The sequence below is a fragment of the Paraburkholderia phytofirmans genome (genome assembly GCF_046028095.1).
GTDB lineage: Bacteria > Pseudomonadota > Gammaproteobacteria > Burkholderiales > Burkholderiaceae > Paraburkholderia > Paraburkholderia phytofirmans_A.
This window is the reverse complement of record NZ_JAQQDJ010000008.1, coordinates 303,450-324,043: the sequence shown is the minus strand read 5'-3', so window position 1 is coordinate 324,043 and position 20,594 is coordinate 303,450. Positions and strand designations below refer to the sequence as shown.

At 65.2% G+C, this 20,594-nt stretch carries 17 protein-coding genes; 3 read left to right on the top strand and 14 right to left on the bottom strand.

Annotated features, from left to right (window positions below; genetic code table 11):
• Positions 1 to 45: 45 nt before the first annotated feature.
• The 8 genes from PQR54_RS23420 to PQR54_RS23385 are packed head-to-tail and all read right to left on the bottom strand — an operon-like array spanning position 46 to position 10,715.
• Positions 46 to 1,779, bottom strand: a complete 1,734-nt coding sequence (locus tag PQR54_RS23420; RefSeq protein ID WP_408249779.1) for a GMC family oxidoreductase — start codon at positions 1,777 to 1,779, stop codon at positions 46 to 48.
• A 45-nt stretch (positions 1,780 to 1,824) separates the two neighbouring features.
• Positions 1,825 to 2,631 carry an enoyl-CoA hydratase/isomerase family protein gene (locus PQR54_RS23415; protein WP_408249777.1) on the bottom strand — a complete coding sequence of 269 codons (807 nt, stop codon included), beginning with the start codon at positions 2,629 to 2,631 and terminating at the stop codon, positions 1,825 to 1,827.
• A gap of 3 nt (positions 2,632 to 2,634) precedes the next feature.
• On the bottom strand, positions 2,635 to 4,212 hold the full coding sequence (locus PQR54_RS23410; RefSeq protein WP_408249775.1) for an AMP-binding protein: 1,578 nt from the start codon (positions 4,210 to 4,212) through the stop codon (positions 2,635 to 2,637).
• Positions 4,205 to 4,726, bottom strand: a complete 522-nt coding sequence (locus tag PQR54_RS23405; RefSeq protein WP_408249932.1) for a (2Fe-2S)-binding protein — start codon at positions 4,724 to 4,726, stop codon at positions 4,205 to 4,207. Before PQR54_RS23405 ends, PQR54_RS23410 begins: the two co-directional genes overlap by 8 nt.
• A 32-nt stretch (positions 4,727 to 4,758) precedes the next feature.
• A complete protein-coding gene (locus tag PQR54_RS23400) occupies positions 4,759 to 5,580 on the bottom strand; it encodes an FAD binding domain-containing protein (RefSeq protein ID WP_408249773.1) in 822 nt (273 codons plus the stop codon).
• Entirely contained in the window at positions 5,577 to 8,615 is a 3,039-nt protein-coding gene (locus PQR54_RS23395; RefSeq protein WP_408249771.1) for a xanthine dehydrogenase family protein molybdopterin-binding subunit, read from the bottom strand. Before PQR54_RS23395 ends, PQR54_RS23400 begins: the two co-directional genes overlap by 4 nt.
• Positions 8,612 to 9,238, bottom strand: a complete 627-nt coding sequence (locus PQR54_RS23390; protein WP_408249769.1) for a UbiX family flavin prenyltransferase — start codon at positions 9,236 to 9,238, stop codon at positions 8,612 to 8,614. Before PQR54_RS23390 ends, PQR54_RS23395 begins: the two co-directional genes overlap by 4 nt.
• Positions 9,231 to 10,715 (bottom strand): UbiD family decarboxylase, encoded by a 1,485-nt coding sequence (locus tag PQR54_RS23385; RefSeq protein ID WP_408249767.1) that lies wholly within the window; start codon positions 10,713 to 10,715, stop codon positions 9,231 to 9,233. Before PQR54_RS23385 ends, PQR54_RS23390 begins: the two co-directional genes overlap by 8 nt.
• 307 nt (positions 10,716 to 11,022) lie before the next feature.
• Between PQR54_RS23385 and PQR54_RS23380 the strand changes: the two genes are divergently transcribed.
• Positions 11,023 to 12,012 carry a LysR family transcriptional regulator gene (locus tag PQR54_RS23380; RefSeq protein ID WP_408249765.1) on the top strand — a complete coding sequence of 330 codons (990 nt, stop codon included), beginning with the start codon at positions 11,023 to 11,025 and terminating at the stop codon, positions 12,010 to 12,012.
• Positions 12,013 to 12,188: 176 nt separating this feature from the next.
• Here PQR54_RS23380 and hpnK read toward each other — a convergent pair whose 3' ends face one another.
• From hpnK to PQR54_RS23365, 3 genes are read right to left on the bottom strand one after another with little or no spacing between them, the layout of a single operon-like run.
• Positions 12,189 to 13,013, bottom strand: a complete 825-nt coding sequence (gene hpnK / locus PQR54_RS23375; RefSeq protein ID WP_408249763.1) for a hopanoid biosynthesis-associated protein HpnK — start codon at positions 13,011 to 13,013, stop codon at positions 12,189 to 12,191.
• Complete coding sequence (gene hpnI / locus PQR54_RS23370) at positions 13,003 to 14,292, bottom strand: bacteriohopanetetrol glucosamine biosynthesis glycosyltransferase HpnI (protein WP_408249761.1); 1,290 nt, start codon at positions 14,290 to 14,292, stop codon at positions 13,003 to 13,005. Before hpnI (PQR54_RS23370) ends, hpnK begins: the two co-directional genes overlap by 11 nt.
• A 12-nt stretch (positions 14,293 to 14,304) precedes the next feature.
• Positions 14,305 to 14,655, bottom strand: a complete 351-nt coding sequence (locus PQR54_RS23365; RefSeq protein ID WP_408249759.1) for a hypothetical protein — start codon at positions 14,653 to 14,655, stop codon at positions 14,305 to 14,307.
• Positions 14,656 to 14,834: 179 nt separating this feature from the next.
• Here PQR54_RS23365 and PQR54_RS23360 point away from each other — a divergent pair, with 179 nt between their 5' ends.
• Together PQR54_RS23360 and PQR54_RS23355 are read left to right on the top strand one after the other, a co-directional pair.
• Positions 14,835 to 15,494 (top strand): response regulator transcription factor, encoded by a 660-nt coding sequence (locus PQR54_RS23360; protein WP_408249757.1) that lies wholly within the window; start codon positions 14,835 to 14,837, stop codon positions 15,492 to 15,494.
• Positions 15,491 to 16,894 (top strand): ATP-binding protein, encoded by a 1,404-nt coding sequence (locus PQR54_RS23355; protein ID WP_408249755.1) that lies wholly within the window; start codon positions 15,491 to 15,493, stop codon positions 16,892 to 16,894. Before PQR54_RS23360 ends, PQR54_RS23355 begins: the two co-directional genes overlap by 4 nt.
• On the opposite strand, the gene PQR54_RS23350 is transcribed toward PQR54_RS23355, so the two are convergent.
• The 3 genes from PQR54_RS23350 to hpnJ form a co-directional block, all read right to left on the bottom strand.
• Positions 16,891 to 17,886: a flippase-like domain-containing protein gene (locus PQR54_RS23350; protein WP_408249930.1), complete on the bottom strand. Its 996-nt coding sequence runs from the start codon at positions 17,884 to 17,886 to the stop codon at positions 16,891 to 16,893. The two genes, PQR54_RS23355 and PQR54_RS23350, sit on opposite strands and share 4 nt — an antisense overlap.
• Positions 17,887 to 17,982: 96 nt before the next feature.
• A complete protein-coding gene (gene hpnI / locus PQR54_RS23345; protein WP_408249753.1) occupies positions 17,983 to 19,143 on the bottom strand; it encodes a bacteriohopanetetrol glucosamine biosynthesis glycosyltransferase HpnI in 1,161 nt (386 codons plus the stop codon).
• Positions 19,140 to 20,561 (bottom strand): hopanoid biosynthesis associated radical SAM protein HpnJ, encoded by a 1,422-nt coding sequence (gene hpnJ, locus PQR54_RS23340; RefSeq protein ID WP_408249751.1) that lies wholly within the window; start codon positions 20,559 to 20,561, stop codon positions 19,140 to 19,142. Before hpnJ ends, hpnI (PQR54_RS23345) begins: the two co-directional genes overlap by 4 nt.
• Between the last annotated feature and the right edge of the window lie 33 nt (positions 20,562 to 20,594).

The following is a 20,594-nucleotide window of genomic DNA, read 5'->3' as shown; positions in this document are numbered from 1 at the left end:
TGAGGCACGTTCTATTGCACGTGCTCTTGGTGGTGTTAAGAAACCCTATGGCGACGCCGTGGTGAGCGGCGCCGTATTCGATGCAGCATTCGTCTCGCGCCGCGCGAGCATCGCGTCGGCGATTTTTTCGGCCATCATGATGGTCGGGATATTCGTGTTCGCCGAGGGCAGCCGCGGCATCAGCGAGGCGTCGACCACTCGCAGGCCGAGTGCGCCGTGCACGTTGCCAATGGAGTCGGTTACGGCCATGACGTCATGCGCGTCGCCTATCCGGCAAGTACCGCTCGCGTGCCAAACGCCGAACACGTTGGCGCGGATGAAGTCTTCGAGCGCGCCCGGCTCGGCGAGCAGCGCGGACATGCGCTGGCCCCGCGTGAAGAAACGCTCGATCAGCAGACGCCGCAACGGCGCGGGTGTATCGAGCAGCATGCCGAGCAGCGAAGTCAGCGCCGCATTGCCCTTGCCGACGCGGCTCAGCGCTTTCACACGCGGCGAAAACGCGGCCGGAAAAAAGTCGCGCGGGTTGTCGCCGAGACCGGACGCCTCGACGATCTTCGTCAGCATCCGCACGCCGTACGCGAGGCGCGCGAGATCGCGCGGATCGTCGAGCAGATTCAGATCGACGCGCGGCGCCACGGTTGGATCAGCGGATACGAGTTGCACACGGCCGCGCGAATAAGGCCGGTTGCACCAGAGAAAAAACAAACCGAGCCGGTTGCCGAGCGCATGCCATGCAGCGCGCGTCGCACTCGAGAGATACAGATCGGATTCGTCGCAACCCGCAACGCCCGAGGTAAAACGCGCAGCCGTCATACTCGCGCGACGGCGCGACAGCGGCATGCGAAAACGCCGTTCGAGAAAATGACAGAACGTGAGGGACGGATGATCCTGCAGATTGCGTCCCACGCCCGGTAGATCGACCTTGCAGTCGATGCCGAGCGCGTCGAGTTCCGACTTCGCGCCGATGCCGGCCCGCATCAGCAACGCGGGGGATTGCAACGCGCCCGCGCTGACCACGACTTCATTGGCGTCGAAACGGATGCGCGCACCGCTGCGCTCCACCGCGACCACGCCACGCGCAACACGCCCCTCCATGACGATCGACTCGACGCGCAAGTCCGCATAGATGTGCAGATTGCGGCGCTGACGCGTCGCTTCGTCCAGATAGGCGATTGCGGTCGATACACGCTGGTCGTCGAGGTTTGAAAACGCGCCGGGAAAATAGCCGTCGCCAAATTCCGCGTTCTGATCCTCGAGGGCCGCGAAACCGTTTTTCCGCATGCCGCAGGCGAAGGCATCGCAGAACGCGGGCCAGTATGCCGGCAGAATTCGGCGAATCGGCACCGGGCCGTCTCTGCCGTGCAGTTCGCCGGCGGGAAAATTCACATCGCGTTCGAGCTTGCGGAAATACGGCAGCACGTCCTGCCATGCCCAGCCGCTTGCACCGTTGGCGGCCCAGTCGTCGTAGTCGCGCGGCAGGCCGCGATTGGCCGACTGCACGTTGATGCTCGACCCGCCGCCCATCACGCGGCCCTGCTCGTAGACGCGCGGCGCGGCGGTACGGGTGGCGCTCGCCTTCAGCTCCGGCCAGATGTATTTCTCGCCGCAGAAGACCGGCATCGGATAGCTGTCGAGAATCGCCGCGGGCACTTTGCCCGGCGGCGTATCCGCGCCCGCTTCGATCAGCGCGACGCGCAACGACGGGATTGCCGACAGCCGATGCGCGAGCACGCACCCTGCCGATCCACCGCCGACGATCACGTAATCGAAGCGCTCCATACACCTGTCTCCTTTATTTGGGTTCGCCCTTGCCGGGCGTCCGCCTCAACTGCCGCGAAACACCGGCTTGCGCTTACCGTGAAACGCCTCGACGCCCTCGCGGAAATCATCCGAAGTGCGCAAACGGCTATAGCAATGCCCTTCGAGTTCGATCGCGATCGACAGCGGCGCGTCCTCGGTATCGTTGAGCAGCTTCTTCGCGGTGCGTTGCGCGAGCGGCGAGAACGCGCGCAATTCATCCACCAGCGCGTCGGTCGTCGCTTCGAGTTCGGAGTCGGCCACGCATTCGACCGCGATGCCCCACTCGTAAGCCTGCTTGCCCGGAATCCGGCGCGAGCGCATCACGATGTCCTTGGTGCGGCCGATGCCGACCATCTGCTGCAAACGGGCCGAGCCGCCCGAACCCGGAATCTGCCCGAGTTTCTGTTCCGGCAGCGCGTAGAACGTGGTGTCGGTGGCAATGCGGAAATCGCACGCGAGCGACAGTTCGAAGCCAACACCGAAGCAGAAACCGCGGTTCGCGGCGATCACAGGCTTCGAGCAGCGCGCGGGTGCGGCGATGTTCCAGGCGAGCTTCGACACGGTCTCGGGCGACGCTTCGAGAAAGCCCTTGATGTCGCCGCCGCTCGAAAAATGTTCGCCTTTGGCGCGCACGACGATCACGCGCACGCGCGGGTCTTCGTCGAGCGCTTCGAAGGCGGCGCGCAACTGGTCGCGCGCATGCATCGAAATCACGTTAAACGGCGGCCGGTGCAGAATGATGTCGGCCCGCTCGCGCTGCGCGTCGATCTCGATGGAAAAGCCGTCGAGGTCCTGCAGCAGGCTCTGGCCGCGGTGGGTCAAATCGGTCATGAGTTACTCCTTGGTGGTTTCCGTGTGAGGTGCAATGGCTTCGCCTTGAGCGTCGCGCTGGTACTCGCCGGCGGACAGCTTGCGGCGCAGAATTTTCCCGACCGGGGACTTCGGTATGTCGTCGACGAACACGTATTCGCGCGGACGCTTGAAGTTCACGAGGTCGGAGGTGCGGCAGTGCGCGTCGAGCGTCTCGGCATCGACGTAGACGCTGCGCTTGACGAAGGCGACCACGCGCTGGCCCCAGCGCTCGTCCTTCACGCCGGCCACCGCGACCTCGTCGACCGCGGGGTGCAGCGACAGCACCGACTCGATATCGACCGGCGAGATGTTCTCGCCGCCGCTGATGATCATGTCGTCGACGCGGCCCGATACGTACAGGTCGCCTTCGGCGTCGAAGAAACCGGTGTCGCCCGTGAAGTACCAGCCGTCGCGCAACGATTTGGCGTTCGCGTCGGGACGCTTCCAGTAGCCTTCGAAGGCTTCGTCGCCAAGCAGGTCCGCGATGATCTGGCCTTCTTCGCCCACTTGCGCCAGATCTTCGGGCGTAAGCGCGTCGAGCCTGACCACGCGCAAACGCGTATTGATGCCTGCGCGTCCCGCGCTGCCCGGTTTTCGTGTGGCATCCTGATCGATGCTGAAGGTGTAGACCTCGGACGAGCCGTAGTGATTGACGAACAGGTCCGGTTCGAACGCCGCCGAGAGGCGCTTGAGCAAACCGTCGTTCATCGGCGCGCCGGCGAAACCGAGCTTCTTCACCGTGGACGTATCCGTCGACGCGAAAGCCGGATCGGCCAGCAGATCGTGATACAGCGTCGGCACCAGGTAGAGGCAGGTGAGCTTGTGCTGCGCGATCGCATCGAGTGCGAAGCGCGCATTCCAGCGGCGCACGCAGACGAACAGGCCGTCCACCAGCGCCATCGAGAGCAGCGAGCGCACGCCCATGGTGTGATAAAGCGGCATCACGCCGAGCGTGCGTTCGCCGTGGCCGTACAGATTCTGCGCGACATGCGCGAGCGCGGCGGCGCGTTCATGCCGATGCCGGCGCGGCACGCCTTTCGCCTTGCCGGTGGTGCCCGAGGTGTAGAGAATCAGCGAGTAGTCGTCGGCATTCGCGCGGGTGTGCCCGGCGTTCAGCGCGTCCGGCGTGCCTTGCGCCATCAGCGTTTCGAAGCTCGCGGTGCGGCCTTGCACGTCGTCGAGACCGATACGCGGCAGACGTTGCGCTGCGGGACTCTGCGCGACGGCGTCGGCGCACACCGGTTCGTACACGATGGCTTTCACGCCGGCGTCGGTCACGCAGTATTCGAGTTCATCGGGTTTCGCGCGCCAGTTCAGCGGCACGATCACCACGCCCGCGAACTGGCAGGCCCAATGCAGGGTCGCCATTTCCCAGCGGTTCTGCAGTACCACCAGCAAGCGGTCGCCATGTGCGAGACCCAGACCGCGCAGACCTTCGGCCACCTTCACGATGAGCCGGTGCCACTGCGCGTACGTCAGCGTCAGTTCACCGTCGACGAGAGCGAGCGCATTGGGGCTGCGTTCCACGCTCTGTAAAAAGGTTCGGCCGAGGTCAAGCATGAGCGGCCTCCACGGTTTCGCTAGCCGCGTGGCCTTGCCGGCGCCGTGCCGCCACGTCGAGCACCGCGGCGACGATCGGCGTATAGCCCGTACAGCGGCACAGGTGACCCGAGAGCATGTCGCGAACCTGGGCTTCGCTCGGATCGGGCACGCGCCGCAGATAGTCCGCGCACGACATCAGTATCCCGGCCGTGCAGAAGCCGCACTGCAACGCGTGATGCCGCTGGAACGCCTGCTGCAGATCGCCGAGTTGCATGTCGGGCGCGAGTCCCTCCACGGTGTCGATGCGGCGGCCATCGGCCTGCACCGCCAGCATCAGGCACGAGCGCCCTGCCACGCCGTCCACGTGCACCGTGCACGCGCCGCACACGCCGTGCTCGCAGCCGACGTGCGTGCCGGTCGCGCCCAGTTCATGACGGATGAAATCCGACAGCAGTTCGCGTGGCTCGCAATAGCCGCTGCGTTCACGGCCATTGAGCGTCAGCGTGACGCATTGCCGTTCGCCCTGCCGCATCACGTGCACGACATTGCCGTTCGATGTATTGCTCACTTCGCCTCCTCGATCACGCGCCATCCCAGTTGCCGGACCAGATGCCGGCGGTATGCCGCGCTGATATGCGCGTCGTCCTGCGCGCCCAGCTTCCAGCTCAAATCGTTCAATGCGCTGCGCAGATCCTCGTCACGCAGACGCGGCCATTGCTCGACCACCGGCCGGTCCGCGACGCCGCCCACCGCGAGGCGGATCGAATCGTTCGTCACGACGGCCGCGCAGGCGACCATCGCGAAGTCGCCGTGGCGCGCGGAGAATTCCGTGAAGCCGTAGCGCTCGCCTGGCCGCCTGAGCGGAAAGCGTACGGCTTCGACCAGTTCGTCCGGCTCGCGCGCGGTCATCAACATGCCCTGGAAAAACTCGCTGGCACGCAGCACGCGGTGTTTCTTTTTCGAGCGCAGCAGCACGTCGCCGCCGAGCGCGGCGAGTACCAGCGGCAGTTCCGCGCTCGGGTCGGCATGCGCCACCGAGCCGCACACCGTGCCGCGATTGCGGATCTGGAAGTGCGAGATGTGCGGGAACGCCATCGCCAGTAACGGCACTTCGTCGCGCAGCGTTTCGCGCCATTCGACGCTGCCTTGCGTCGCCGCCGCGCCCACCACCAGCAAGCCGGCCTTGTGATCGACGCGCACCGATTTCAGCTCGTCGGTGCGCGAGATATCGATCAACATATGCGGCTGCGCGAGCCGCATGTTCAGCACCGCCATCAGCGACTGGCCGCCGGCCAGCACGCGGGCGTCCTCGCCGCTTTGCGCGAGGGCATCGAGCGCATGCTGCGTTGTCATGGCGCGCAGATAATCGAACGGCGCGGGTTTCATGCCTGTCTCCTGAAACGGGCCAAGAGGCGCGAGAGCCACGAGCCGCCGGTGTGAACCGGCTTGCACGCCGCCTGACGGCCGAGCGATTCGAACAGTTGCCGCAACACGACCTTGGCCGCGCCTTCGAGCATGCGTCCGCCCACTGCCGCGACCTTGCCCGACACCTGGGCTTCATAGTCGTAGGAAAGACGCGTGCCGGTGTCGATCGGCGTCAGTTCGACGAGGCCGCTGCCGCGCGCGCTGCCGAGCGACGACATGCCCGCGCCCGCCAGACGCAGCCGATGCGGCGCGTCGATTTCCGACAGGCCGATCTTCGCTTCGAAACGCGCCTTGATCATGCCGACGCCGACCGTCACGTCGGCCCGATACTGATTCGTGCCTTCGGCTTCGAGCGCGTGGCAGCCGGGTATCACTTTGGCGAGCGCGTTCGGGTCGAGCAGCACGGCAAAAATCGCTTCCGGCGACGCAGGCAAGTCAACGCTGCCTTGCGCGGTGAGCGCCTTGCCGCTACCCGGGCTCGCCGGTTTGGCGGCGGCCGCTTCACGGAACTCAGGACGCGACGGCTCCGGATCGTCGATGCCGATCAGCGCCATCACCTTCGAAGGCGTCAGCGGCAAGCGGATATCGTCGACACCTAGCGCATCCGCCACTGCGTTCGCGATGCACGGCGGCGTGCTCATGTTGTTGCCTTCGCCGAGCCCCTTCGCGCCGAGCGGCGTGAACGGCGACGGTGTTTCCAGATGCACGATCACCGGATCGGGCACTTCGCAGGTGGTCGGCATCAGATAGTCGGCGAGCGTGCCCGACTGGAAGCTGCCGTCCGAGCCGTAACGAAACTCCTCCATCAACGCCGCGCCGAGTCCTTGCGCGAAGGCGCCGCGAATCTGGCCGTCGGCGAGCGCCGGGTTGAGCAGCGTGCCGGCGTCGTGCGCGGTGACGTAGCGGTCGATCCGCACGCGGCCGGTGGCGCGATCCACTTCGACGCCGCACATGTCGAAAGCAAAACCGTAGGCCGCCGAGGTATTGACGCGGTCGTTCTCGTCCGGCGCCGCCATGTTCGGCGGATTCCAGAACACGGTCTCGCGCAGGCCGGGTTCCTCGCCTTCGGGCAACAGCGCGGGCGCCCAATGCGGCGCATTGGCGGCGACGCGGCCGAACGGCTGCGCGCGATCCTCGGCGCCCTTTGCAAAGATGCGGCCTTCTTCAAAGCAGATATCGTCCGGCGCGCAGCCCAACTGTTTCGACACGATGCGTGAAATCTTGTCGCGTACGCGCACGGCGGCGAGATGCACCGTGCCCGCCACCGCGCCGGCAAAGCGGCTGGAATAATTGCCCGCCGCCACCGACCACGCGTCCTTGTGCGTATCGAATTCGACATTGACGACCACATCCTGCGGCGACACGCCGAGCACGTCCGCGACCACTTGCGCGCACACCGTCATATGCCCCTGACCCGCGGGCGTCGATGCAATCGTCACCACCACGCCGCCGAGCAGATCGACGCTCACGGTCGCGCTGGCGATCGCGCCGCTCTTCGGTCCGGCTTTCTTGCGCGCCTCGGCGGGCATCACGGTCGTGATGTAACCCATGTTCGACACCGACGGCTCGACGATCGCCGCGAAGCCGATCCCGTACAGCCGCCCTTCCTTGCGTGCCGCGTCGCGGCGCGCGCGCAGTTCGTCATAACCGCCTTCGGCCAGCGCGCGGCGCAGCGCTTCCTGATAGTTGCCCGAGTCGAGCAGCGCGCCCGCTGCGGCGCGATACGGGAACGCATCGGCAGCGACGAAATTGCGGCGGTACACGTCGAGCACGTCGAGTTTCAGTTCGAGCGCGATGCGCTGCATCAGCCGTTCGAGCGCGAAGTACACCTGCGGTCCGCCGAAACCGCGCACCAGACCCGTCGGCGTCTTGTTGGTCAGCACCACGCGGTTGCGCACCAGCAGATTGTCGATCGCATACGCGCCGGTCAGGCAGCCGTGCATGCGGTAGAACGTGGCCGGTTCCGGCGCGCGCAGATAGCCGCCGCAATCTTCAAGTTGATCGTAGGAGAGCGCCGTGATGCGGCCGTCGCTTTCCACGGCGGCTTCGAGCGTCGAGAAACGCGCGGTCGCGGAGGTGGCTGCGCTCAGATGTTCGAGCCGGTCCTCGACCCATTTCACCGGCGCACCGGCCTTGCGCGAAGCGAGGCACATCAGCACGACGTATGGAAACACCGCCTGCTTCACGCCGAAGCTGCCGCCCGAATCGCGCGGCGCCTTATGGCGCAGACGGTTGGCCGGCACGTTCAGCGCCATCGCCATCACCGCGTGCAACGAGAACGGGCCCATGAAATTCGACGTGACGTCGTAGCCTTCGTCGCCCGCCAGATACTCGGCGATGACTACGCCGCATTCGATCGGCGCACAGGTATTGCGCGGATAATGCGCGACCAGTTTCACGCGATGCGGCGCTTGCTCGAACGCGGCTTCCGGCTCGCCGTAGCGGAAGTGCCGGTCGCTGATCACGTTGCTGCCCACTTTCTCGTGCAATACCGGCGACTCATCGCTCGCCGCCTGTTCGATCGAAGTGACCGGATCGAGCGTCGCGTACTCGACCTTGAGCAGATCGAGACCGTCTTCGGCGATGGCGCGCGATTGCGCCAGCACTACCGCTACCGGTTCGCCGACATAGCGCACGCGGTCCATCGCCAGCGCCCACTGTTCCATCGGCGATTTCACGCCGACCACGAAAGGCCGCGACCAGGCGCGCAGGTCGTCGCGTGTCAGGATCGCGTGGACACCGGGCAGTTTCGAAGCCGCGTCGGTATCGATCGACACCAGTTCCGCATGCGCGTGCGGCGAGCGCAGGATCGCGGCGTGCAGCGTGCCCGGACGGATGCCGATGTCGTCGCCGTAACGGCCACGGCCGGCGAGAATCGCGGGATCTTCCAGACGCTCCATCGGACGGCCGAGATGGCGCTGCGGGCGTTTATCCAGTTCCGGTTCGCGTTCATGCGTCGCGGTGTCGCCAGTGTGAAGCAAGTCGCGCTGATTCATTCGTCCACTCCCGAGCGGCGCTGCGTGAATTCATCGGCAAGCCCGCTCCAGCGCTGCGCGATCTCGCGATGCTCGATACCGAACAGATCGAGAATGCGCCCTACCGTGTGATCGACCACGTCCTCGATAGTCTTCGGATGCGCGTAGAAAGCGGGCACCGGCGGCATCACGATCCCGCCCATCTCCGTCACGGAAGTCATGTTGCGCAGATGCGCAAGATTGAGCGGCGTTTCACGCGCGACCAGCACGAGCCGGCGGCGTTCCTTGAGCATCACATCGGCGGCGCGCGTGAGCAGGTTGTCGGCGAAACCATGAGCCACGCCCGCGAGCGTCTTCATCGAGCACGGCGCGATCACCATGCCGGCCGTGATGAACGAACCGCTCGCCACCGCAGCGCCGATGTCGCGCACGTTGTAGACCACGTCGGCGAGACTGTCGAGGTCGCTGCGCGTCATGCCGAGTTCCTGCGCCGCCGTGACCGCGCCGGAGGCCGATACGATCAGATGCGTCTCGTGCGAGCCGAGGCGGCGCAACGCCGCAAGCAGACGCACGCCGATCAACGCGCCGCTCGCGCCGGAGATGCCGACGACGATGCGCTGAGGCTTTTGTGCGTGCTCAGCCATGCGCGCCGTCCAGATAGGTGTCGAACGCGGTGTTGTCGGCGGCGACGAGTGCGTCCAGATCCACCGTGTCCTGGCCCGGAATGCGCACACGTGTGAACACGTGCGACGGATACACCACCGGCCGCGTGGCGTCGAGTCCCATCTTCGCGCTCACGCCTTGCAAATGCGGCGGCGCGTCTTCCGGCTGACCGACGGTGGTCGACGGATCGAGCGGCGAACCTTGCGCGCCTTCGATCACGACCAGATCGCGATCGGCCTGGAAGCGCGTGGCGATGGCCCATTCGATTTCGGCCGGATCGTGCACGTCCACATCGGTATCGACCACGACCACCTGTTTGATGTCGTAGTGCGCGCCGAACGCGCACAGAATCACGTTCTTCGCTTCGCCTTCGCGCTTCTTCTCGAACTGCACCCACAGGTGATATCGGCACACGCCGCCCACGGAAAGATGCACGTCCTTCACGTTAGGATGACTACGTTGCAGATGCGCGAGCAGAGTCGCCTCGCGCGGAATCGCGCCGAGCAGCAGATGCTCCATTTCCGCCGGCACGATCGTATGAAAGATCGGCTTCTCGCGATGCGTCACCGCGGTGACTTCGATCACTTCACGCGCTTCCTGCGCGCTGTAGTACTTGGGGAATTCGCCGAACGGGCCTTCCGGTTCGCGCACGTTGGGCAGAATGCGCCCTTCTATCACGATCTCCGCGAAGGCCGGCACATTCACGCCGTTGCTCACGCACTTGACCACCGGCAGCGGCGCACCATGCAGCGCGCCGGCGATTTCCAGTTCATCCGAATCGATTGGGGAAATGGCTTGCGAGGCGAGCATCGTCAGCGGATCGACGCCGATCGCGATGGCGACGTCGAGCGCATCGCCCGCTTCTTCAGCGGCTTTCTGGAATGCGTACAAGTGGCGCGGCAGCAGCAGGATCGCCATGCGGTCGGGCCCATGCACCTGAATGCGGTTGATCGACACGTTCTGCACGCCGGTGCGCGGATTACGCGCGATCACGAGACCCGCGGTAATGTACGGCCCGTTGTCGTGTTCACTGTGCGTGGGAATCGGCAGCAGCTTGTGAAGGTCGATGCCGCTGGTATGCACGACCTGCTGGCAGGCCGCTTCGGCGCGTGGAATTTCCTTCGAGGGAACCGGCTGATCGGCCGCGTCGCGAAAGCGCGTCAGCAGATCGGTCTCGGCCACGCCCATCGCTTCGGCGATCCAGGCGCGGCGCGACATGAAACCGCTGACCACCGGCACGTCGTGTCCGCCCGGTTTCGTGAAGAACGCGGCTTGCGTGCCGTCGAGGCGCCTGGCAATTGCGGCAAGCTCGTGTTCGAGCGCCACCGGTTGGTCGATCGTGGCTACCCGCTCAGTGCGGGCCAGATGCGCCAGCCAGTCGCGCAGCGTGGGTGCGCCGGTCGGGCGAGCCCACGTCAGGTGGAAAGTACCGTGCGATGCGGCATCGCGAGTATTCATTTACGTCTCCATCCGTGCCCCGGCTTCATGTCCGAAGCGGACTGCCAGTTGATGATGGAAGCGTAACGAGATCGGCCTATAACTTCTAATATTGATTATTGATGCGTTGAATCATTCCCGATGATATGCGTGTTAGCACCAATGACAGCCAATTGTAGGCAGGATATCAATAGACACCGCGCGGGCAGCGGCGCATTCTGCAGGGCCGGAGCGAGGGTCCAGGAGCATTGGTGGAGCGCGGTTCCTGTCTTTGTCTGATACGGCGCGCCATTCTCATTACGTTTGCTGATGTTTTATTCATACCAACATGGACCTCAGGCAAATCCAGTATTTCATCGCGCTCTTCGAGGACGGTTCGGTCACGCGGGCGGCGAAACGCCTGAACATCGTGCAGCCCGCGCTCAGCATGCAGATCGCCAAGCTCGAAGACGAACTGCACCAGCAGCTCTTCGAGCGCAACGCGCACGGCATGGCGCCGACAGCCGCCGGCCGCCTCATGTACCGGCTCTTTCTGCCGATCATGCGCGACCTTGCGCACGCGCGTCAGCAACTCGTGCAGCGCGATGAGGTGGTGACGGGCCATGTGTCGATCGGACTGATCGCATCCGTCACGGAAAGCGTGCTGGCCGATGCACTTTCGCGTTTCCACGCGCGTTATCCGCATGTCGAAGTGACCGTGGCGGACGGCTACACCGCGACTTTCATCGATTGGGTGGCGGGCGGACAGCTCGACGCGGCGCTGATCAACAAACCGCGCGCACGCCTGTCACTCGACGCGCAGCCCTTGCTCGACGAAGAAATGGTGCTGGTGACGAGCGCCGAGCACGGCCCCGAGTTGCCGCACGTCATTGAACTCGCGCAATTGCCGGAACTGGAGCTGGTGCTGCCGACCAAGCGTCATGGCTTGCGTGGCGTGCTCGATACGGCCGCGCAACATGAAGACGTGCTGCTCGCGCCGCGTTTCGAGATCGACGTGTTGAGCACGATCGTGAAGCTGGTGGAGAGGACCCACTTCGCGACCATCCTGCCGCGTATCGCCGTGCAGCGCGCGGTGCGCCTGGGCAGCCTGCGCGCCTATCCGATTCTCGCGCCGCGCATCGTGCGGCATATCGTGTGCGTGAGCCATCCGCGACGTCCGTTGAGCGCCGCGGCGGATGCTCTCGTGTCCATCATCGCCGATGAGTTGCGGCAAGTGTCGAGCGCGTCGGAACTGGACGCGACGCTGAGCGCGCCGTCCGGTGATGGGTCGAATGAGCCACGTCCAGCGCTTTCGTCGAGCAACGAACGCAGCGCCTAAACGTGGTGGCGTGTTGAACACCGTCACGTTTTAAGACCCACCGGCGCGCCGACGTCATGCGCTTTGAGACTGGACACGGACACCCGCGAGCCGGGCTGGCATACGCCGCATTCGCTTCTGCGCGCCCGTGGCTCGCGGCGGGCGCACAGTCGGATCAGTCGGCGAAGTGACCAAACCTACACCTTCAGCACATCCCCGAACCCGCCAACCCGCACCCCCGCCGCACGAATCGCCATCGCCACCTTCGGCGACAACAGCGCGCGCAATTCATCCTCGTGCCGGTACATCTTCATCCCGTCGCTCAGCGCCCGTTCCCCCGCCACCGCGGGATGGCAGTAAATCTCGCCCACCCCACGCGGCAGATCGGCGAGCGCCGCCAGCCACGCTGCCTCATCCATCCGGCCGCTGTTCGCGATCCCCACCACATAATCGTTATGCGCAATGCCGGCGCGATCCAGACGCGCCTTGACGCCTGCAATCCACGGCCGCAACCACAGCGGCGCGTTCGCTTCGAACGGCAAGCGCATCGCCTTCATTCCATACTCGCGGCCGATCTCCAGAATCAGTCCGAGCACCGTCGGATGTAAATGAAAATGCTTGTGCGTGTTGACATGATCGAGCGTCAGACCGGTCTGCGCAAAGGCATCGAACTGCGCGCGAATTTCCCGCGCAAGCTGCTTGCGCACGTGCGGTAAAAAGAAGAACCGCACGCCGTCGCGCACCATGTTGTCGCCGAAGCGGCCATGCTCGTCGAGCAGCGCCGCAATCTCCGCGCGCGGCGTGAGCGCGTCGCCGTCGGCCAGCACCAGATGCAGGCCGACACGCAGGCGCGGCAATGCGCGGGCGCGCGCCACCGCGTCGCCCGCGGCCGGTGCGCCGATCATCAGGCTCGCGGCGCTCAGCACGCCGTCGCGATGCGCTCGCTCCACGGCCAGATTCACTCGCGCGTGCAGACCGAAATCGTCGGCGGTCACGATCAATGCGCGTGGCTTAGCCGCCATCCGACGCCTCCATCACATCCATCACATCCATCACACTCACCGCGCCGTTGCGCGCGGCCTTCGACGTCGAAGCCTCGACCGGCACGCGCGCGCCGCGCCACGTCACATGCGAGCCGAACACAGCGGCGCACCACTGCAACGCCAGCAACGTATCACGCAACGGCACCAGCGGCAGATCGCGCCAGAAGGTGCGCTCACGACGCGCCGAGCGCAGATGCATCAACAGACGCGCGGCGAGCCCCGCGGCCGCTCCGGTCGCGCCCGTGAACGCGGCCCACGCGTGCACCACATCCGACGAAGTGGCCGCGAGGCCGGCGCTGAGCCACGCGCCGGCCACGATCCAGGGCGTGGGAAAGGTAATGAAGAGGAACGCGAAACCCGGCGCATTCACCGAGCGGATCGTACGCAGCCAGCGGGTTTCGCGCTGCCACAACGCGGAAAACGTTGGCTCGATCACGTCGGTGGCTACCATCACGCGCGAGAGCACGGTTTGCAGGCCGAGGGCGCGCACGTGTTCGGCCAGCCAGTAATCGTCCGCGAGACAGTTTTTCAGCGCCTCGAAACCGCCGATGCGTTCGAGCGTCGCGCGCCGCAAAGCAAGCGTCGCACCGAAGCCGAAGCGGCGCGAGCCGGCCGCGTGCGCGACCCGCACCGACGGCGCGAACCATTCGTTGATGAAGAGCGCGCCCACGCGCGCCCAGAAGCCGCCGATGCCGCGCGCCACGTAGAGACACGTGACCACGCCCACGCGCGGATCCGCGAGCGGCGCGGCCACGCTGTCGAGATAATCGGCTTCGACGGCGATGTCGCTGTCGGCGATCACGATCACCTCATGGCGTGCCCGCGCCGCCATGTTGATCAGATTGCTGACTTTGAGATTGCTGCCGTGCACGCGCGTGTCGATCGCGAGTTCGATATCGTGCAAGGGATAGGCTGCCTGCAGACGGCGCACCACGGCAAGCGCGGGATCGTCCGGCGACGACACGCCGAGCACGAGTTGAAAATGCTCGTGACGCTGGTCGCAAAAGGTCCGCAGATTGTCGTACAGACGCGGCTCCGCTCCGCACAGCGGCTTGAGCACGCTGACGCCGACCCGCGCGAAGCGATGCAGCGGCTGCGGTTGCGAAACGTGCGAAGGGGAATAAGCGGCGCGACTCGCCGCGCCGCCGCGCGAGCCAAAAAACGGCATCGCGAGCGCCGCCAGCAGCGCGTAAAGCGACGCGCTCGAGCAGACAGCCAGCAGGACCCATTGACATGCCGTCACTGCGTGCGCCGCCATCGCCCGGTTCCGTCAGTGCTCGTCCAGCACGAACGCCCTGCCGGTCAGGCGCAGATGAAGAATCACGAGCCAGCGCCGCGGACAATCCACGGCGATCGCGACCGGTCGCGAAGGCCGGCTCGCGCCCGTGGCAAAGCGGCCCTGCCGCGCGAGTTCGAACGCGGCATGCGCGAACTGGCGCGTCACGATCACGCCGCTGAGAATCACAGCAATGGCGAGCAGCCGGAACGGCATTGAGCTGAGGGCGCTCTGCGAAACCGGCAGTACCAGCAGCACGAGGCACGCGAGCACCTCGGCGCCCATGGCGGTGAGCGAGGCCACCATCAGGTGGGCGCGCAGCATGTCGACGGTGGCTGGCTTCATGGCTGGGTCTCGTGACCTGTTGAGGGGCGATAGTAGCGATCCAAGCTGAAGGAAACCTTAAGGAAGAAAGCGTATAAAGCGGGTGATGAACAGCATGGCTAAACTTCGGATACGGTTGCGGGCTTGCTTAAATATCGCGGCTGCCGTGCAATGAAACATCGAACGGAAATAACAGACTCATGCGCGTACTCCTCGTAGAAGACGACGATCTGATCGGCTGCGGTATCGAAGCGGGACTGCGTCAGGCGGGCTTCACGGTCGACTGGGCGCGCGACGGCCACAAGGCCGGTCTCGCGCTCGACACCACCGCCTACGCGCTGGTGCTGCTCGATCTCGGCCTGCCCCGCGTATCGGGGATGGAACTGCTGAAACGGCTGCGCGATTCGGGCAAGGACGTGCCGGTGCTGGTGCTGACCGCGCGGGGCACGGTGGTCGACCGGGTCGGCGGCCTCGAAGCGGGCGCCGACGACTATCTCGGCAAGCCCTTCGATCTGACCGAACTGATCGCCCGCTGCCGGGCCCTGTTGCGCCGCGCGCAGGGCCGTAGCGTCGAGCAGATCCGTTATCAGGACCTGACGGTCAACCCGGCCGCGCAAACCGTCGAAGTGGGCACGACGCGCGTGCCGCTCACTTCGCGCGAATGGGCGATCCTGTTGCAGTTGCTGACCAACCAGGGGATTCCCCAGTCGCGCTCGCGGCTCGAAGAAGCGCTGTATGGCTGGCAGGAAGAAATCGAGAGCAACGCGATCGAGGTGCACGTGTCCAATCTGCGCAAGAAACTCGGCGCCAAGCTAATCAAAACGGTGCGCAATATCGGCTACGTGGTGGAGAAAGAATGATGGGCGCCTCCATTCGCCGGCGTCTCGTGCTGCTGGTCCTCACCAGCATCGCGCTGGTCTGGGGCATTGCGCTGGTGTCGAGTTATCGTCAGGCCACCCGCGAAGTCGCCGAATGGGAAGAGGCGCGTCTCGCGGAACTCGCGCAGATTCTCGCCCTCCTCGATCAGCGCAATCTGACCACGCTCGCCAACGCGCGCATCGACGTGCGCGAGGAAGAAAAAGGCGGCGCGCCCGGCGCCAACGACAGCGACGACGACGACGCGCTGCCGCGCGATGCGCTGTTCCAGGTGCGCGACCCGAACGGCGCGGTGCTGGCGGGCAGCCCGCAATTGCGCGAACTCAAGGCGTGGGATTTGCCCACACCAGCGGTGAGCGGCACGCAGGACATCAAGCTCGGCGGCCAGATGTATCACTCGTTCACCTTGCGCGACACCGCGCTCGGCCATACGGTGCGCGTCTTCGAACCGGCCAATACGCGCAGCGACCTCGTGAGCGGCGTCGCGAGCCGCATCGCGCGCCCCACACTGGTCGCGCTGCCGGTGCTGGCGGTGCTGGTGTGGTTCAGCATCGGCTGGAGTCTGGCGCCGCTCAGGCTGCTCTCGCGCGCCATCCGTTCGCGCGACGTGAACCGGCTGGAACCGGTCGACATAGGCCGCGCGCCGACCGAGGTGCGCCCGCTCGTCGATGCGATCAATCTGCTGCTGTCGCGTCTGCTGCATTCGCTGGAGCGCGAACGCGCGTTTACCGCCGACGCCGCGCATGAACTGAAAACGCCGCTGGCCGCGATCAAGGTGCAGGCGCAAGTCGCGCTGGCGGAAACGGACACGACGCGGCAGCGGCTGGCGATGGAGCGCGTGGTGCAAGGCGTCGATCGCAGCGCGCGGCTCGCGGAGCAATTGCTGCTGCTCGCGCGTCTGGACGTGCATGAAAAAATCTCGACCGCGCCGCTCAAGCCGGCAACGGTGGCCAAAGACGCGCTGCTCGCCAACGAGCGCAACGCGCAGCAGAAAGACATTCACGTAACGCTGCTCGGCGACCTGCGCGCCGAGATCGACGCCGAGCCCGTGCTGATCGGCATCCTGCTCGACAATCTGCTCGATAACGCAATCAAGTACGGGCACGCCGGCGGCAGCATCGAAGTGGCGGTGCAGCACGCGCAAGACCGCGTGCAGGTGACCGTGCGCGACGACGGCCCCGGTGTCGAGCCGGGCGACCTCGACCGTCTGACGAATCGTTTTTTTCGCGCGACCGGCAATCAGGCCACCGGCAGTGGGCTGGGTCTTTCGATCGTCGCGCGCATCGCGGAGCATTTCGGCGCGAGCCTGCATCTCGGTAAAGGCATCGGCGAACGTGGGCTCGCGGTCGAGGTGTCGTTTCCGGCTTATGCGCAGGCGAGTTAAGGCGCCCGCTCGAACGCCCGCTCCGGCGCCCGGTTCGACGACTCCGCGAACTGCCACGCAATCAGGCCGGGCACGAACATCACGAGATCGCGAATCCGGCGTGCGCCGGCCAGCGCGAGACAGATGAAAGGGTCGAGGCCCAGTGCGCCGCCGATCAGAATGAAGCCGCCCTCCTGCACGCCTAGACCGCCCGGCACGAAGAACGCCGCGCTGCTGATCGCCTGGATCAGCGATTCGATCACCACCGCTTCCACGAGCGTGACCTGCACGCCGAGAAAGTGCAGCGCCAGCCAGATTTCCAGCGACGTGAGAAAGCACTGCAGCGGTTGCCAGAAGAACAGATAGCGCAGCACCACGCCACGCCGTCGCCAGATCAGCTTGATGGCCTGATCGATCTGCGCCGACTGCCCGACCAATGCCGCGAGCTTGCCGCTCGTCAAATGATTGAGCGCGCGCGTGATGCGCTCGAACGGACTCGCGTGCTGCACCAGCGCGAACAGCACCAAGAGCGGCGTGAGCACCACCACGCCCCATGCCAGTTGTCCGGCGAGCCGCAGCGTATTGGAATGCGCATGCGCGAACAGAAAGCCGATGCCGACCATCGTGAAGAGAAGCTGGCTGATCACCGTGAGTTGCATATCGACGACGATGCTGCCCACCGCCGTGGACGGCCGCACGCCCCAGCGCTTGAGCATGCGAAACGACACCACTTCGCCGCCGATACGCGCCACCGGCAGCATGCTATTCACCGACTCGCGCACCCACACGAGGTGCAGCATATTGACGAGACCGGGACGGTTCGCGCCGCGAATCAGCGAACGCCAGTCGCAGGCATTGGCGAGCATCGGCAGTGCGTGCGCGAGCGCCGCCAGCAGCAGTCCCGCGCCGGCCGCGCGCAGCGCGTCGAGCACGGCGCCGGGATTGTCATGCCAGACGAGCCAGAGCGACGCCAGCAAGCCGGCTAATGCGGCCATACGGCCAAGATGCTTCATCACGCGCACACCTCGCGCGCGCGCCTCACGCGCATTGCCATGCTGTTCACCGCTGCTTTAGAAACGCTGTGCATCATGACCGATCCGTGCTGCCGTTCATTCGTCCTGTGCCGCCGACAACAGGCCGTCGCCGTCCACCTTGAAGCTGAAGCCTCGCCAGATCACACGCGACGACCAGAAGCTCGCGACGAAAATCGCAAACGATACGATATCCCAGAACGGCAGCAGCCACAGATCGCGATGCGCCTGCTTCAATGCGCGATCGGACAGCAGTTTCAAGGCGAGCCGCGCGCCCACGGCGGCAAGCGCGAGCGACCACGCCCACCAGGCGCCGGCCGAGCAGACCACCGCGAGCAGCGCGAATGCGAACGGATGAACCAGCGCGGAGCCGAAATGGCCGAGCGGATCGATGCGGCGAATGGTGCGGCTCCAGCGCAGTTCATGCGCGATCAGTTGCGCCGCGCTCGATTCGACGCATGCATGCGAGATCGTGAACGGCGGAATCACGACTTTCTCGCCGAGCAGGCGCACCGCCTCGCCGATCGCGTGATCTTCGGCCAGATGCCGCACGAACGGTGTAAAGCCGCCGATTTTTTCCAGCGTATCGCGCCGCATTACGATGGTCTGCCCGAAGCACGGGCGCGCGAGTCCGAGCGCGAGACCGGTCACGACGCCCGGCAGGAACTGATAGTTGGTCGCCTTGGCCGACAGGCGCGGCCAGAAGCCCGGATCGGGCTGTCCGCGATACGCGCAGGTAACGAGACCGACGCCCGGCTTCTGCAACTCGCCGATCACGTTGCGCAGATAGTCCGCGCCGACGCTCACGTCGCTGTCGGCGAACACCAGCACGTCGTGCCGCGCATGCGGCAGCATGTTGAGGATATTGCTGATCTTGCGGTTCGGGCCGTACAGGCGCGCGTCGGCCACCACGGTGATGTCCGCGTCGGGATAGAGACGGCGCAGGTCGTCGACGGTTTGCAGCGCGGGGTCGGCGGAGTCGTGCACGCCGAACAGGAATTGCACGGGCCCAGGATAATCCTGACGGCAGAAGCTCGACAGATTGGCGAGCAACGCCCACTCGTTGCCGTGCAGCGGCTTGACGATCGTGACCGGCGGAAACGCAGTCGGCTCGGACACCGCTCGCGCGAAGAACCGGCCGATCAACGCGCCGGCGAGCGCGGTGTAGCCGACGCCGAAAGCCGCGCCCGCCGCGCACGCATAGGCCAGCGTGACGGCGACCCAATGCGCGGCGCTCACGCCTCGTGGGCGCGCAGGAAACGGAAGAATTCGACGCCTTCACGCAAGCGCCGTTTCATCATGTCCCAGCTCGTCAACATCTCACGCAGGATTTCCCAGATTTTCGACGGGCGGAAATAGAAACGCTTATAGAAGTTTTCGAGCTGATGGTAGATCTCATCGCGCGACAGATGCGGATAGCCGATCGCGGCCAACTGCACGCCTTCCTTGCTCACCAGGTTGATCACCTTGTTCTCTTCGAGCCAGCCGTTTTCGACCGCCTGGTTGTAGAGCGTCGTGCCGGGATACGGCGCGGCGAGCGACACCTGGATGGTGTGCGGATTGATCTCTTTCGCGTACTCGATCGTCTTCTGGATCGTGTCCTGCGTTTCGCCCGGCAAACCGAGAATGAAGGTGCCGTGAATCTTGATGCCGAGCTTGCGGCAATCGTCGCTGAAGCGGCGCGCGATGTCGGTGCGCAGGCCTTTCTTGATGTTCAGCAGGATCTGGTCGTCGCCGGATTCGTAGCCGACCAGCAGCAGGCGCAGGCCGTTTTCCTTCATGATCTTGAGCGTCGCGTACGGCACGTTCGCCTTCGCGTTGCACGACCACGTCACGCCGAGCTTGCCGAGACCGCGGGCGATGTCCTCGACGCGCGGCTTGAAGTCGGTGAAGGTGTCGTCGTCGAACATGATCTCCTTGACTTCGGGCATGTTGTCGCTAATCCACTTCACTTCTTCCAGCACGTTCTCGACCGAACGCGTGCGGTAGCGATGGCCGCCCACGGTTTGCGGCCACAGACAGAAGGTGCATTTCGAACGGCAGCCGCGGCCCGTGTAGATCGAAACGTACGGATGCTTCAGATAGCCGATGAAGTAGTTGTCGATCTTCAGATCGCGTTTATAAACCGGCGCCACGAACGGCAGTTCGTCCATGTTCTCGAGAATCGGCCGCGCTTCGTTGTGCTCGATCGAACCGTCGCGGTTGCGGTAGCTGAGACCTTTGATTTGCGCGAACGGCTTGCCTTCCGCGACTTCCTGGCAGGTGAAGTCGAACTCCTCGCGGCACACGAAATCGATCGCCTCGCTCGCGGTCAGCGAATTGTGCGGATCGACCGCGACCTTCGCGCCGACCATGCCGATCAGCAGCGACGGCTTGCGTTTTTTCAGGTCTTCGGCGAATAGCGCGTCGGTGGGAAAGGACGGCGTGCTGGTGTGGATCACCACCAGATCGTAGTGCTGCGCGATGTCGAGCGAGGCCTCGACGGAGAGGCCGTCGGCGGGCGCGTCGAGCACGCGGCTATCGGGCACGAGTGCGGCGGGTTGCGCGAGCCACGTCGGATACCAGAACGAGCGGACTTCACGCTTGGCCTGATAGCGCGAACCCGCGCCACCATCGAAGCCGTCATACGACGGCGCCTGCAAGAACAGGGTTTTCATGGATGCTCCAGCAAGCCTTGAATCGGCGCTTTC

What these genes read in the sequence shown, in the direction of transcription:
- PQR54_RS23420 (WP_408249779.1), bottom strand. Translation starts at nt 1,779, where the DNA reads ATGGAGCGCTTCGATTACGTGATCGTCGGCGGTGGATCGGCAGGGTGC.
- PQR54_RS23415 (WP_408249777.1), bottom strand. Translation starts at nt 2,631, where the DNA reads ATGACCGATTTGACCCACCGCGGCCAGAGCCTGCTGCAGGACCTCGAC.
- PQR54_RS23410 (WP_408249775.1), bottom strand. Translation starts at nt 4,212, where the DNA reads ATGCTTGACCTCGGCCGAACCTTTTTACAGAGCGTGGAACGCAGCCCC.
- PQR54_RS23405 (WP_408249932.1), bottom strand. Translation starts at nt 4,726, where the DNA reads ATGCGGCAGGGCGAACGGCAATGCGTCACGCTGACGCTCAATGGCCGT.
- PQR54_RS23400 (WP_408249773.1), bottom strand. Translation starts at nt 5,580, where the DNA reads ATGAAACCCGCGCCGTTCGATTATCTGCGCGCCATGACAACGCAGCAT.
- PQR54_RS23395 (WP_408249771.1), bottom strand. Translation starts at nt 8,615, where the DNA reads ATGAATCAGCGCGACTTGCTTCACACTGGCGACACCGCGACGCATGAA.
- PQR54_RS23390 (WP_408249769.1), bottom strand. Translation starts at nt 9,238, where the DNA reads ATGGCTGAGCACGCACAAAAGCCTCAGCGCATCGTCGTCGGCATCTCC.
- PQR54_RS23385 (WP_408249767.1), bottom strand. Translation starts at nt 10,715, where the DNA reads ATGAATACTCGCGATGCCGCATCGCACGGTACTTTCCACCTGACGTGG.
- PQR54_RS23380 (WP_408249765.1), top strand. Translation starts at nt 11,023, where the DNA reads ATGGACCTCAGGCAAATCCAGTATTTCATCGCGCTCTTCGAGGACGGT.
- hpnK (WP_408249763.1), bottom strand. Translation starts at nt 13,013, where the DNA reads ATGGCGGCTAAGCCACGCGCATTGATCGTGACCGCCGACGATTTCGGT.
- hpnI (WP_408249761.1), bottom strand. Translation starts at nt 14,292, where the DNA reads ATGGCGGCGCACGCAGTGACGGCATGTCAATGGGTCCTGCTGGCTGTC.
- PQR54_RS23365 (WP_408249759.1), bottom strand. Translation starts at nt 14,655, where the DNA reads ATGAAGCCAGCCACCGTCGACATGCTGCGCGCCCACCTGATGGTGGCC.
- PQR54_RS23360 (WP_408249757.1), top strand. Translation starts at nt 14,835, where the DNA reads ATGCGCGTACTCCTCGTAGAAGACGACGATCTGATCGGCTGCGGTATC.
- PQR54_RS23355 (WP_408249755.1), top strand. Translation starts at nt 15,491, where the DNA reads ATGATGGGCGCCTCCATTCGCCGGCGTCTCGTGCTGCTGGTCCTCACC.
- PQR54_RS23350 (WP_408249930.1), bottom strand. Translation starts at nt 17,886, where the DNA reads ATGAAGCATCTTGGCCGTATGGCCGCATTAGCCGGCTTGCTGGCGTCG.
- hpnJ (WP_408249751.1), bottom strand. Translation starts at nt 20,561, where the DNA reads ATGAAAACCCTGTTCTTGCAGGCGCCGTCGTATGACGGCTTCGATGGT.